Source organism: Comamonas sp. A7-5 (assembly GCF_039581385.1).
Taxonomy (GTDB): domain Bacteria; phylum Pseudomonadota; class Gammaproteobacteria; order Burkholderiales; family Burkholderiaceae_C; genus Comamonas; species Comamonas thiooxydans.
The window spans coordinates 1-13,705 of the sequence record NZ_JBCPWO010000010.1; the positions used below are offsets into that span (position 1 = coordinate 1).

Below are 13,705 nucleotides of genomic sequence, written 5' to 3' on the forward strand. Positions count from 1 at the left end.
CGATGCAGACTGGTACATCAGGGTGATCAATGCGCAGCGGGAAATAAGCTCGCCCAGCAGCTGAGCCAGCACCTCGTTGCCCATGAGCTCGGCCATGCGCACGTGGAAGTCGCCCAGCAGCTCGGTGCACTGGCCCACGTCATTGGCTTCCATGGCCTTCTTCTCGGCTGCTACATGCGCTTTGAGCTCCAGCAAGCGGGAGGGTGTCTGCTGAGCGGCAAAATTGCGCACCATTTCGGCTTCGAGCATGCGACGCACAGCGAAGACCTGGCGCGCTTCTTCAACCGAGGGCGTGGCCACAAAGGCACCGCGCGTGGGCTCGAGCTTGATCAGCCGGTTCTGTGATGCCTGAAACAAAGCCTGGCGAACCAGCGTGCGGGAAACACCAAAATGATTGGCCAGCTTCTGTTCCGGCAACTTGGTGCCTGGCATCAGTCGATGTTCAACAATTGCTTTGGTCAGACTTTCTGCAATGGACCAAGTGAGTGAGGTTTCCATTGCTTCATCATAAATCTTGAACTCAACACTTGTATACAACATTGATTGTGGAAAAGCTAGGTGTTCTCCCTTAAGGCGTATCGGGCGCTTCCTGAGGCAATCGCAGGAGAAGAAAGATGAATAGCCCGCCAGGCGTATTTAACTTACGCTCCTCCTTCAGCCAGCTCTGCCACATGCTCTCTGGAACGCAAGATTTATCAGCGGCTATTGCGGGCGTGGCCGAATTTATTGACTCTTCCGATCCTCCACTTGGTAACAGCTCGGTCGCATAAAATCAATTTAATGAGTACTCCAGTCATCACCAAAACCAAGATCGCCGAGCGTCTCATAGAGTCGATCCTGACAGCCAAGCTCCGTCCGGGAGAGAAACTTGGTGAACAAGACATTGCGGACTTGTTTCAGGTCAGTCGAACCCTGGTCCGCGAGGCATTGATGCACCTTCAGACCCGGGGTTTTGTGGAGGTCCGCTCCAGGGTTGGCTGGTATGTTGCAGAGCCTTCGTTTGAGGAGGCTCAGGAAACCTATGCAGCGAGGCGCGTCGTTGAGCCGGGCATGCTGCGTGACGCTGGTCAACCCTTGCAGGCAACACTGAAACGCCTGCGCAAGCACATCGCCGAAGAGCGCAAAGCCATTGCCTGTGGGGACGCAGAAGCCCGCAGCTGGCTGCTGGCCGACTTTCATATTTGCTTGGCAGAGTGTCTCGGCAATCGGTTCCTGACCTCCATGATGGTCGATCTCTCGGCGCGAACAACTCTGATTTCAGATCTATACCAATCGAAGACTGAGGCCAGAGTCTTCAATGACGATCATGCCGCCATTGTTGAGGCGCTGGCAGATGGAGACAATTTGCGGGCTGAACAATTAATGATTGCTCACATTGATGCATTGGCATCGCGCCTTGATGAAAGCCTGATCGGTCGTCGCGGAGCACGCAACCGACTCCGCTCCATTCTGGCTCCTGAAGATTCGTCCTCAGCTAAATAGGCGTTTCAAAGCCGACGGGGGCCTTGGCGGGACCCAGCCTGGTTGAGCCGCCAGGCCGCGTCGCTGATCTCGAGCTCCCAGCACTTTGCGGCGAGCCAATATTGAGGCTTGAAGCGCTTGCCCCTACCAGGGAGCGATTGAGCTCGCCATCTGTGCCGGTGATGACTTGCGCGTTCGCTGATCGTACCCGGCAGCATTCATCAAGGAGCCGCCTCGGTCCATGGTGATCATGGCACCGGCGCTGCGCCAGTTCCTCGACCAGGACTTGGAATGGCTCGCGTTGCAGATGGACGCCGTCACGGTTTCAAGAGGGCCATGACCACATGGATAGCCATCGCAGCGTGGAATGGTCTTCCAGCAAGCATCGCCAATGCCACCGATCGCAACAAAGCGCTCGTCTTCGCATTACTGCCGAATGGACTATCCATCTATCTCGACTGCCGCCACGCATTGGTGAATGCAGCTGCCAAGGTCTTGCCCTGCATTCCAACTGATCTCAAAGCCATGGGAGCATCAGCGCCGATTGCTCGTTGGCGAGCAATATTGCTGCGATGGACGCGGGCTGAATGCCGGCTTTGCAACAACTGACCAGTGACTACTGGTACTCATTCCGGTGTGTGACTTCGAGAGTACTTTCTATAGCCCCTTGATACGCACAGCAACCTGGCTTTGCTCAGCGGGGATCGTGGAGAGGTTCATAGATGGGTATCTACGCAAAACAGCCATGATCAAAGTGTAGGTTTCAGCACCTCGCCCAGGGCAGAAATGCACGCCAGGGCTTGCTGCGCCTGCTACTGACCGTTTGTCCTCCCATCTGAGGACTCCATCGAACCAATATCTCTGGCCGATAGAACCAGGGTTCCTACTAGCATCTTGAATTCATGTCTTGTATACATTGCATGCATGTCAGCGATGTGTTCAAAGCATTTCTGGACAAGCTTGCTGAAGCAGTGGACATGAGGCAGATTCGATTCGCTTCATAAGCATCACAGCTCTTCAGCAGCGAAAACATGGCTGCAGGCCTGCGTCGCCCGTAGCCGCTAATAACGGTAGACAAGCATGACCCGCTCAGCCGAAATGAGGTCATGGCAAAGGGGCTCCACGGAGCACCCTGATGGAAGGCGGCATATGAACAACCTAGTACTGGACACCCATGGTGAGTCACTAACCTCGGGGGCCAACACCACCAGCCCAAAGCGAGATAAAGGCTTGCCGGCCGGAGTTTCTCCGGCGCTGTACAACCACGATCTGGCACCTACCTCGAAAGAGGGGCGTACCTGGGGGAGCTACAGCCTGTTCACTCTTTGGGCCAACGATGTACACAGCCTCGGCAACTACGCGTTTGCCATCGGTCTTTTTACACTTGGGCTGGGAGGGCATCAGATCCTGATGGCGCTTTTGCTGGGTGCGGCATTTCTATTCGTGCTGCTGTCCCTCTCGGGCTTTATGGGGACCCGTACAGGGATCCCATTTCCGGTGATGAGCCGCATCAGCTTTGGCACACGCGGTGCGCAGATTCCTGCATTGATCCGCGGCGGAGTCGCTATTGCCTGGTTCGGCATTCAAACCTATCTGGCATCCATGGTCCTCGACGTGATGCTGATCACGCTGTTTCCCGGCTTGCAGTCGCTGAAAGAGCAAATCGTGCTGGGCCTGCCATTGCTGGGCTGGCTTAGCTTTTCCATCTTGTGGATTGTGCAGGTGCTCATTGCCTGCTGGGGCATGGAGAGCATCCGAAAGTACGAGGCCTTTGCCGGGCCTGTAATTCTGTTGACTTTCATTGCCCTGGCAGGATGGATCTTCTACAGCGCCAAGTGGACTCTGCACTGGTCTGCCCCTTTTGAAAGCAGCGGCGGAACCATGTGGCTGCAAATCCTGGGCGCAGCGTCACTGTGGGTTGCTATCTATGGCACCTTCGTGCTGAACTTCTGTGATTTCACACGGGCAGCTACCTCAAGCAGCGCTGTGGTGAAAGGCAATTTCTGGGGCATTCCGATCAATATGCTGATCTTCGGTTTGATCGTCGTCATTCTGACAGGGGGACAACTGGCCATCGATGGCACGCTGATTCAAAGCCCGACCGACATCGTCCAGAACATTCCCAACAAGCCACTGTTGATTCTGGCGAGTCTTTCGCTGCTGATTTTGACCATCGCCGTGAACCTGATGGCAAATTTCGTGGCTCCGGCCCTGGCGTTGGCAAACCTCATGCCCAGGCATCTGAACTTCCGCCGGGCAGCTCTTGTCAGTGCAGTTCTCGGTTTCGTGATCCTGCCCTGGAATCTCTACAACTCTCCACTGGTCATCGTCTACTTCCTGGGAGGGCTGGGTTCATTTCTGGGACCGCTGTTCGGCATCGTGATGGCCGACTACTGGCTGATCCGCAAGCAGCGCGTGAACGTGCCGGCGCTCTATACGCAGGACCCCGCAGGCCCCTATCACTACCGAAATGGCATCAACCCCAAGGCAATTCAGGCTCTGATTCCTTCATCCCTGATCTCGCTGCTCTTTGCATTCCTGCCGACGCTGCAATCACTGTCCCAGTTCTCCTGGTTCATCGCAGCCGGACTTGGTGCCCTGTTCTATTGGATGGTTGCACCGAAAGGGCTCACCTACGAAGACCAGGATGGCGAAGCCATCTCCGTAGCCTCCGCCAAACACTGAGAAAGAAAGTTGAAAATCATGCGCATTCTGATCGTGAACGTGAACACCACTGAGTCGATGACCCATGCCATTGGCATGCAAGCTCGGAAAGTTGCTGCGCCTGGAACAGAGATAGTCGCGCTGACCCCGCGCTTTGGTGCCGAATCGGTCGAGGGGAATTTTGAGAGCTATCTTGCCGCGGTCGGCGTCATGGACGCCGTGATGAGCTATGGACAACCCTTTGATGCAGTCATTCAAGCCGGCTACGGTGAACATGGCCGCGAGGGCCTGCAGGAGTTGCTGGACGTTCCCGTTGTGGACATCACCGAGGCGGCGGCCACTGCGGCCATGTTCCTGGGCCACAAATACTCGGTGGTCACGACGCTGGATCGTGCTGTGCCATTGATCGAGGACCGACTCAAGCTCGCTGGCCTGGACGAACGCTGTGCATCGGTTCGCGCCAGCGGCATGGCTGTGCTGGAGTTGGAGACTCAACCCGAGCGCGCGGTGGAAGCGATTGTTCGTCAAGCGGGACTTGCCGTCAGCGAAGACCATGCTGAAGTCATTTGCCTCGGCTGCGGAGGCATGGCCGAACTGGATGCCAGGATCCGTGAACTGACCGGTGTACCAGTGGTCGATGGAGTAGCTGCGGCCGTGACCATTGCCGAGTCGCTGGTGCGCCTGGGCCTGAGCACCTCCAAGGTCCGTACCTACGCTCCCCCCCGAGCCAAGCGCGTGACCGGCTTCCCATTCGTGAGCCAAGTCGCAGGATGAATTTCCCGGAGCGGTGTCAATCGTCCTGGCCTCTTATTTCCATTCAGATAAGAGTTCATTGTGGGCGGTCAATGCGATTTCGAAGAACTCGGCAGTGAAGCGTTGAAGTAGATCCGGGCAGGCCTGCCGGTCAGCGATGATCAGGCCTGACCTGGCGTCATAGCTCCGTCACGGCCTGCTGCAGGCAGGCTAGCAATGCCTGCACCAGAGGATTGGCCGGCGTACGACGCCACATGGCCAGCATCTCTGATGATGGGTGCGAGCCTTTGAGCGGACGGAACACCAGGCGCGGCATGCCCACGCGCGTCAGCGCCTGGGGCACCAGTGCCACGCCCTGACCCAGCGAAACCAGCGAGATCACCGACAGCCAGTGCCGTACCTCGTGGCGTACTTCGGGTGCAAAGCCATGGGCCAGGCACATCTCGTAGATGCGCTGGTGATAGGTAGGCGAGACCAGGCTGGAGAACAGGATCAGACGGTCGTTTTTGAGTTCGGCCAGATCGATGGCGGCGCTGGCCTGCAGCGGGTGGCGGTCGGGCAGGCAGACCACGAAAGGCTCTTCCATCAGCAGCCGGCTGGCAATTCCTTCGGGCGGCTGTATGGAGTGGACCAGGGCCATGTCCAGCCGCATTTGCTGCAGGTCCAGGATTTGCTCTGCGCTGTTGGCCTCAAGCATGTCCACGCGCACCAGGGGGTGGTCGTGCTGGAATCGTTCCAGCGCCTGTGGCAAGCCGCGGTACAGGCTCGACCCCACGAAGCCCAGGCGCAGATGGCCGCGCGTGCCCTGGGCCACGTCGCGCGTTTCCTGTGCGGCCTGCTGACTCAGGGCCAATAGCTGGCGTGCCTTGTCCAGCAAATGTTCACCGGCCGCAGTCAGCCGTACGCCCTTGCTGCTGCGCTCGAACAACTGGGCCTGCAGTTCCTGCTCCAGCTGCTTGATGGCCACGGACAGCGGGGGCTGGGAGATCGACAGCCGCTGCGCCGCACGGCTGAAATGAAGCTCTTCGGCGAGGGTGACGAAGTAGTGCAGCAACCTCAGTTCCATGATTTATTGATATTTAAAAAGTATTGAGAAAGATTTTAATAATATTTGACGTGAATATATGAGGGTGCTGAAATTCGTGGCAGTCCTTGCCTCAATTGCCGGCTTTGTGTGCGGTACATACCGCCTGAATTCGTCATGGCCGAACCCAGAGACGGCAAGCAAGGTAAGCCCTGTAGCGAGGTTGTCGTCCTCTTTCCAATGAGAGGGTGCTCAGCTCCTCAGGGGATATTCGAATTCAGCAGGAGACGTTCATGTCCGCCAACGATAAGAGCCAGATGCATGCCGTGGCCCAGGCTGCCCATCCCGTGCCTGATCGCCACGGTGCCAATTTCTATGCCACCGATCCTGAGTTGCAGTCGCTGCTGGCGCTTTATCTGCCAGCCGATCTGCTGGCCCATCTGCAGCCCTATCTGCAGCGCATGGGCGAGTTGGCCGGTGGGCGCATCGACGAGCTGGCCGGCATGGCCGACAGGAATCCGCCCACGCTCGAGCACCGCAGCCGCGCCGGCCAGGACAGCCAGCGCATCATCAAGCATCCAGCCTATGAAGAGCTTGAGCGCATCGCCTACGGAGAGTTCGGCCTGCAAGCCATTTCTCACCGGGAAGACATGCTGGGCTGGAGCGGCAAGATGCCGCCCATCGTCAAGTACGCACTGACCTTTCTGTTCGTGCAGTCCGAGTTCGGTCTGTGCTGCCCGTTGTCCATGACCGATTCGCTGACGCGCACGCTCAAGAAGTACGGCTCCCCCGAGCTGGTGGACAAGTATTTGCCTCAGCTGCTCTCACTGGATTGGGAGAACCAGGCCCAGGGCGCGATGTTCATGACCGAGCAGGCCGCAGGCTCGGACATCGCGGGCACGCTGACTCTGGCCGCCCCGCAGGCCGACGGCTCATGGCTTCTCACCGGCGACAAGTGGTTCTGTTCCAACCCCGATGCCGAGTTCGCCATGGTGCTGGCTCGTGTGGAGGGCGGGGCGCCGGGCATGAAGGGCATCTCGCTGTTTCTGCTGCCGCGTTCCCTGGACGATGGCAGCACCAACCGTTATCGCATCATCCGTCTCAAGGACAAGCTGGGCACCAAGTCCATGGCCAGCGGCGAGATCCGCATGGACGGCGCCGTGGCCTATCTCGTGGGCCAGCAAGGCCGGGGCTTTGTGCAGATGGCCGACATGGTCAACAACTCGCGCTTGTCCAACGGTGTGCGTTCCGCCGGCATGATGCGCCGTGCTGTGGCCGAGGCCGAATTCATCGCCCATGAACGCATTGCCTTTGGCAAGCGCCTGGAGCAGATGCCGCTGATGCAGCGCCAGCTCGACAAGCTGCGCGTGCCCGCCGAACAGGCGCGCACCATGGTGTTCCAGACCGCGCAGACGCTGATGCGCTCCGACGCGGGCCAGCCGGATGCCTATGCGCTGCTGCGCATTCTGACGCCGCTGATCAAGTTTCGCGCCTGCCGCGATGCACGCAAGGTCACTGGTGATGCGATGGAAGTGCGCGGCGGCTGCGGCTATATCGAGGAGTGGAGCGATCCGCGTCTGGTGCGCGATGCCCACCTGGGCTCCATCTGGGAAGGTACAAGCAATATCGTGGCGCTGGACGTGATCCGCGCCATCAAGCGCGAAGGCTCGTTACCTGTGCTGCAGCAGTATCTACATGGCTTGCTCGATCATGCCCGCCTGGTGCCCGGTTACCGCCAGGCGCTGGAAGATGCATTGGCCCGCGCCAGCATCCTGGCCGACAGGGCCGCTCGGGACGGCGGCGAAGTGCTGGCCCGCCAGGCCGCCACAGCGCTCTACAACTGCACCACGGCCATCGCCATGGCCTGGGAAGCCGCACAGACCGGATCAAACGAGCGCCTGCGCCTGTCGCAACTGGTGCTGCTGCACCGTGTGCTGCCACGCGATCCGCTGGACGATGCGGCTGCCGTGCCGGCGCAGTGGCTGGAGTGATTGCCGGCGGCCTTGAAATAAGTAGAAGAAACGGCTGAAACGCTTCGTGAAAAGGCGTTATCGGCTCTCGGATTATTTCTGCAAGGAGACAAATATGCGCAATCACGCAAGAGAGCGCCGACGGCTGCTGGCCGCAGCCTCGGGAGCAGTGCTGTTGGCGGCAGCCCATTCGGCCGCACAGGCTCAGGGTGACTCCTATCCGGCTCGGCCGATACGCCTGGTGGTGCCCTATGGCGCCGGCGGACCGACGGACGCGCATTTGCGGGTGGTGGCACAGCAAGCCTCGCAGTTGCTGGGGCAACTGGTGGTCATAGAGAACAAGCCAGGCGCCAACGGCACGTTTGGCGCGGTGGAGCTGGCGCGCGCTCAGCCGGATGGCTACACCCTGGCGGTGCTGCCTGCCAGTGTCTATCGCGAACCGTATCTGAACCGGGTGAGCTTCGACCCCTTGAAGCTGAGCTACGTGATCGGTATGACCGACTACACCTTCGGGCTGGCTGTGCGCAGGGAAGCGCCGTGGAAGAGCTGGAAGGAGTTTGCCGAAGATGCGAGCAGGCGTCCCGGCCAGATCTCCGTCGGTGCGGCCGGTCCGGTGCAAACGCCCAGCATCGTACTGAGCGAGCTGGTGCAGTCCACGGGCCTGCAGCTCAATCGCGTGCCCTACAAGGGAGATTCGGAGCAGGCCAGCGATCTGCTGGGCGGCCACATCGATGCGGGCGTGCTCTCCGGCGTAGCCTCCCAGCATATCCAGTCGGGCCGATTGCGCTACCTGGCAATGTTCACGTCCAGCCGTGTTCCGCAGTTCCCCCAAGTGCCCACTTTGAGAGAGCTGGGCGTGGACGCGGTGATCGAGTCGCCCTATGGCATTGCCGCCCCTGCCGGCCTGGCGCCGGCGCGGCTGCGCATCATTCATGACGCCTTCAGGGCGGCGCTGGAGTCGGCACAGGGGCGCAAGATCCTCGAACAACTCAATCAGCCGTTGAACTACCGCAGCCCGCAAGAGTTCGAGCAGTACGCGAGGAGCGCCTACGCACGCGAGAAGACGCGCATGGAGCGCTTCAAGGCCGTTGCCGGCGGCACCCCGCAGTGATTTTGCCGGTTCATCGGCAACACCCTTCCAAGGAGACAGACATGCATAAAGCCAGACGCGCAGCGCTGGGCCTGATGGCATCCGCCGCCCTGTCGGCGGCACTGCCCGCGCTTGCCCAGGAGAAGTATCCGACACGCCCCATCACGTTCATCGTGCCGTTTCCGCCCGGCGGCCCTACCGATGCCATGGCACGCATTCTGGCGACCGAGCTGACCAAGGAGCTGGGCCAGAGCGTGATCGTGGAGAACAAGGCCGGCGCCGGCGGCAATATCGGAGCGGACTTCGTGGCACGTGCCAAGCCTGACGGCTATACGCTGATGTTCGGTACTTCGGGTCCGCTGGCCATCAACAAGCCGCTGTACAAGTCCATCAGCTACGACCCGCGCACCAGCTTCACGCCCATCATCTACGTGGGCTATCTGCCCAATGTGCTGGTGGTTCGGCCGGACTTGGGCGTCAGCAACGTCAAGGAGCTGATCGCGCTGGAAAAGAGCAAGCCCGGCAAGCTCAATTTCGCGTCTTCGGGCAATGGCGCTTCATCCCATCTGGCGGGTGTGCTGTTCAACGGTCTGGCCGGCACCCAGCTGCAGCATGTGCCCTACAGGGGCACGGGGCCGGCACTTAACGACCTGCTGGCCGGTCAGGTGGACATGACTTTCACCGACATCCTCACGGCCATGCCTTATATCAAGGCCGGCAAGGTCAAGGCCCTGGGCGTGGCCACGTCCAGGCGCTCCAGTGCCATGCCCCAGATCCCCACGATCGCCGAGCAGGGGCTGACCGGCTATGACGTGAGCGTGTTCTTTGGCGTGGTCGGTCCCAAGAGCATGCCGGTGGAGCGGGTGGAGCTGCTCAATCAGGCCTATGCCAAAGCGCTGGATTCCGAGAATGTGAAGAAAGCCTTTGCGGCCCAGGGCCTGGAGCGCGGCGCGGATGCCAAGCCCGCCTATCTGGCCGGCTTCGTGAAGAGCGAACTCGACAAATGGAGCGAGGTGGTGCAAAAGGCCGGCGTGAAGCTTGACTGATGGCCCTGTCGCTTGGGCCCAAGCGCAGGCATGCCATCGAAGGTTGGACGTGTTAGAACTTTTCGAAACTCCTCACCTCGGCCGTGAGGAGGACACTGTTTCGCACTGCCTGCCACTGCCCGAGAGCCCATGCAAGGCATGAGCCGGGTATTTCACCTATCCATACCATGACACCTTCAACTTCCCTTCTGCTCGCCCAACTGCAGTCCGTTGCAGCCGAGTTCGTGGAGATCCGCCGCAGCATCCATGCTCATCCCGAACTGGCTTTCGAAGAAACGCGTACCAGCGACATGGTGGCCGCATCCCTGGCTCGCTGGGGCTATGCCGTGCACCGGGGCCTGGGCGTGACCGGTGTGGTCGGCGTGCTCAAAAAGGGCTCGGGCAGCAAGTCGCTGGGCATACGCGCGGACATGGATGCCTTGCCTATCCATGAAAGAACAGGCCTGGACTACGCCAGCCGCCTGCCCGGGAAAATGCATGCCTGCGGCCATGACGGACATACAGCCATCCTGCTGTGCGCGGCAAAGTACGTCGCCGAGAAGCTCGATTTCAACGGTACGCTGAACCTGATCTTCCAGCCGGCCGAGGAGAACGAAGGCGGTGCCATGCGCATGGTGGACGAGGGGCTGTTCGAGCTGTTTCCCTGCGACGAGATCTATGCGCTTCACAACGCACCGGGTTTGCCCGTGGGCCGGATGGCCATCAGCCAGGGACCGGCCATGGCATCGTTCGACCGCGTGACCGTTACGCTGCGCGGGCGCAGTGCTCATGGCGCCATGCCGCATCACGGCATAGACAGCATGCAGTGCGCGGCCAGCATAGTGCTGGGTCTGCAGTCCATCATCACGCGCGAGATCGATGCCCAGCAGGCGGCCGTGATCACGGTGGGTTCCATCCAGGCCGGCGAGGTTTTCAACATCGTGCCTGAAAGCGCCGTGCTCAAGATCGGCGTGCGGGCCCTGCACCCGGACGTGCGCAGCTGGGTGGAAAAGCGCATCAAGGCCTTTGTGCAGGCCCAGGCCGAGAGCTATCAGCTCAGCTGCGACATCGACTACGTGCACAAGTACCCGGTGCTCGTGAATTGCGAAGCCCAGACCGAATACGCGCGGCAGGTGGCCATACGCCTGCTGGGTGAGGACAAGGTGGGCGAGCGCACGCCGACCATGGGCAGCGAAGACTTTGCCTACATGCTGCAAAAGCGCCCCGGCGCCTATATCCGGCTGGGCAACGGCGTGGGCGAGGACGGAGGCTGCATGGTGCACAACCCGCTGTACGACTTCAACGACAAGGCCCTGCCCATAGGCGCGGCCTTCTGGACTCACTTGGTGCAAAGCTATCTGGCCTGAGCGGTCGCACCCTGAACGGGAGAGAAGAGATGAACACATGGAACCGCCGCGGCTTTATGCGGCACACGCTGTGGCAGACGGCTGCCCTGGCGGCAGGTTCGAGCTGGGTCCGGGCTGCAGAAAGATTTCCTGCCAAGCCACTGATTCTCATGGTGCCTTTTCCCGCAGGCGGGGCCAGCGATGTGGCGGCGCGCATCTTTGCCGAATCCATAGGCCGCAGCATCAGGCAGCAGGTGGTGGTGGAGAACCTGGGCGGCGGAACGGGCCTGATTGCCGCAGCCAAGGTGCTCAACGCGCCTGCAGACGGCTATATGTTCTTCCATGGTTCGGCCAACGAGATCTTCCTGGCACCTATGCTTAATACGGCAGCGCGCTACAAGCCGGGGGACTTCACGCTGGCCGCTCCCACGACGGAGTCGCCCATAGTGCTCATGGTCAAGAGCGGGTTGCCGGTCAACAGCTATGACGAGTTCATTGAATATGCACGCGCCAGCAAGAACGGCCCGCTGACCTATGGCACGGTGGGAGTGGACTCCATGTACAACCTCATGGGCGATGCTCTCGCAGCCAGACTGAGGCTGCCGTTTTTGCATGTGCCCTACAAGGGCGGCGCGCCGGCCCTGCAGGACCTGGCAGGAGGGCAGGTGGACTTCGCCATCCTGCCTTATCAGGCAAGCTTCGAAGGCATGGCCAAGCAGGGGCGCCTGAAGATTCTGACCAGCTTTTCCAAGGTCTTGCCCAAGGAGCTGACCCATGTGCCGCTGATATCGCAAAGCCGCCTCAGCCCCGACTTCGAATACACGGTCAGCGCTGGCTACTTCGTGAAAAAGGGCACCCCTGCCGACCGCGTGGCCGCGCTGCGCAGTGCCATAGGGCAGGCGCTGGTGAATCCGGAAATCCGCGCCAAGCTGGAACTGGAGGGCAAGCACCTGCGCCAGCCTGTTGCCTCGCAGCTAGAGGCGGACCAGAGCTTCCATGCCATCCATCAGCGCCTGAGCGCGCTGGTGCGCAGCGTGGGCCGAAAGCCTCTGGCCTGAGACATGGGCTGCCGCGACTGGCGGTGCAAGCCCACGAGCAATCTTTGATCAACACGCAGGCCATGGGCCCGCATTCTGTCGGAAAGTGAAACATGCACAATCCAGCCACGATTGGCGCCGGAGCCCTGCAGGGCGTCAAGGTGCTTGATCTGTCACGCATTCTCGGCGGGCCGTTCTGCGGCCAGATACTGGGCGACCATGGCGCCGATGTGCTCAAGGTGGAGCCGCCGCAGGGCGATGACACCCGCACCTGGGGGCCTCCGTTTCGCGACGGCGTGGCCTCCTACTACTTCGGCTTGAACCGCAACAAGCGCCTCCAGTTTCTCGACCTGTCCGCGCCCGAAGGCCAGCAGCGCGTGCGCGCCTTGATGGCCGAGGCTGATGTGGTGGTGGAGAACTTCAAGGTCGGCACCATGGAGAAATGGGGCATAGGCTATGAGCAGATGCGCGAAGAGCTGCCGCATCTGATCTGGTGCCGCGTCACGGGCTTCGGCGCCGACGGCCCTCTGGGAAGCCTGCCCGGCTACGACGCCGCCATCCAGGCCATGGCCGGCATCATGAGCATCAACGGCGAAGCCGACGGCGACCCGCTGCGCGTGGGCCTGCCGGTGGTGGACATGGTGACCGGGCTGAATGCCACGATAGGCGTGCTGCTGGCCCTGCACGAGCGGGGGCGCAGCGGACAGGGGCAACTGGTGGATGCTTCGCTCTACGACTCCGGGCTGTCGCTGCTCCACCCCCATGCGGCCAACTGGTTCATGGGGCGCAAGGTGCCGCAGCGTTCGGGCAATGCACATCCCAATATCTATCCCTATGACGTGCTCAGCACGGGCGGTGCACCCATCTTTCTGGCCGTGGGCAACGACAGGCAGTTCCGTTTGCTGTGCCAGCATGTCGGGCAGGAGGGACTGGCGCAGGACGAGCGCTTTGCCACCGCAGGCCAGCGCTCCGTCCATCGTGCCGAACTCAAGCCCTTGCTCGAGCAGGCGTTTGCACCGCTTGATGGCGTGAGGCTTGCCGACGAGCTGATGGCCATCGGCGTGCCTGCCGCGCCGGTGCTCGATGTAGCTCAGGCGCTTGAGCACCCGCATACCGTACACCGCGAGATGGTGGTGACGATGGGCCAATACCAGGGGCTGGGCGCTCCGGTCAAGCTCAGCCGCACGCCGGCCAGCTACCGCTTTGCGCCCTTGAGCGAAGGAGAGGAGTTTCTGCCGGACGCCGGCGCCTGAGCTTGCTTCGGCGCGACTCCAGCCCGCCCCGTGCGGGCTTTCTTTTCTTGCGCCCATGTGAGCCGGTTTGCGTTGCCGGCGC

Annotated in this window: 12 protein-coding genes; 10 read left to right on the forward strand and 2 right to left on the reverse strand. The window is 60.9% G+C overall.

The features are described from left to right. A partial coding sequence (locus AAIL67_RS16880; protein WP_343484427.1) for a GntR family transcriptional regulator occupies nt 1–498 on the reverse strand: 498 nt, incomplete at its 3' end. A gap of 282 nt (nt 499–780) precedes the next feature. On the opposite strand from AAIL67_RS16880, the gene AAIL67_RS16885 reads away from it, so the two are divergent. From AAIL67_RS16885 to AAIL67_RS16900, 4 genes are all read left to right on the forward strand, one after another. Beyond that, on the forward strand, nt 781–1,482 hold the full coding sequence (locus AAIL67_RS16885) for a GntR family transcriptional regulator (RefSeq protein ID WP_003077729.1): 702 nt from the start codon (nt 781–783) through the stop codon (nt 1,480–1,482). A 315-nt stretch (nt 1,483–1,797) separates the two neighbouring features. After that, complete coding sequence (locus AAIL67_RS16890; protein WP_156507139.1) at nt 1,798–2,070, forward strand: hypothetical protein; 273 nt, start codon at nt 1,798–1,800, stop codon at nt 2,068–2,070. Between the two features lie 540 nt (nt 2,071–2,610). Further along, complete coding sequence (locus tag AAIL67_RS16895; protein ID WP_343484428.1) at nt 2,611–4,146, forward strand: NCS1 family nucleobase:cation symporter-1; 1,536 nt, start codon at nt 2,611–2,613, stop codon at nt 4,144–4,146. 18 nt (nt 4,147–4,164) lie between these two features. Next, entirely contained in the window at nt 4,165–4,899 is a 735-nt protein-coding gene (locus AAIL67_RS16900; protein ID WP_034378442.1) for an aspartate/glutamate racemase family protein, read from the forward strand. 157 nt (nt 4,900–5,056) lie between these two features. Here AAIL67_RS16900 and AAIL67_RS16905 read toward each other — a convergent pair whose 3' ends face one another. Next, on the reverse strand, nt 5,057–5,944 hold the full coding sequence (locus AAIL67_RS16905; protein ID WP_034378439.1) for a LysR family transcriptional regulator: 888 nt from the start codon (nt 5,942–5,944) through the stop codon (nt 5,057–5,059). 251 nt (nt 5,945–6,195) lie between these two features. On the opposite strand from AAIL67_RS16905, the gene AAIL67_RS16910 reads away from it, so the two are divergent. The 6 genes from AAIL67_RS16910 to AAIL67_RS16935 all read left to right on the forward strand — a co-directional run bounded on the left by AAIL67_RS16910 (nt 6,196) and on the right by AAIL67_RS16935 (nt 13,623). After that, nucleotides 6,196–7,893, forward strand: a complete 1,698-nt coding sequence (locus AAIL67_RS16910) for an acyl-CoA dehydrogenase family protein (RefSeq protein WP_343484429.1) — start codon at nt 6,196–6,198, stop codon at nt 7,891–7,893. Between the two features lie 94 nt (nt 7,894–7,987). Further along, nucleotides 7,988–8,983, forward strand: a complete 996-nt coding sequence (locus AAIL67_RS16915) for a tripartite tricarboxylate transporter substrate binding protein (protein WP_034378437.1) — start codon at nt 7,988–7,990, stop codon at nt 8,981–8,983. Between the two features lie 41 nt (nt 8,984–9,024). Continuing rightward, entirely contained in the window at nt 9,025–10,008 is a 984-nt protein-coding gene (locus tag AAIL67_RS16920; protein WP_343484430.1) for a tripartite tricarboxylate transporter substrate binding protein, read from the forward strand. 167 nt (nt 10,009–10,175) lie between these two features. Then, entirely contained in the window at nt 10,176–11,354 is a 1,179-nt protein-coding gene (locus AAIL67_RS16925) for a M20 aminoacylase family protein (RefSeq protein ID WP_343484431.1), read from the forward strand. A 29-nt stretch (nt 11,355–11,383) separates the two neighbouring features. After that, nucleotides 11,384–12,391 (forward strand): tripartite tricarboxylate transporter substrate binding protein, encoded by a 1,008-nt coding sequence (locus AAIL67_RS16930; RefSeq protein WP_343484432.1) that lies wholly within the window; start codon nt 11,384–11,386, stop codon nt 12,389–12,391. A gap of 92 nt (nt 12,392–12,483) precedes the next feature. Continuing rightward, nucleotides 12,484–13,623: a CoA transferase gene (locus tag AAIL67_RS16935; protein ID WP_343484433.1), complete on the forward strand. Its 1,140-nt coding sequence runs from the start codon at nt 12,484–12,486 to the stop codon at nt 13,621–13,623. Nucleotides 13,624–13,705 lie beyond the last annotated feature (82 nt).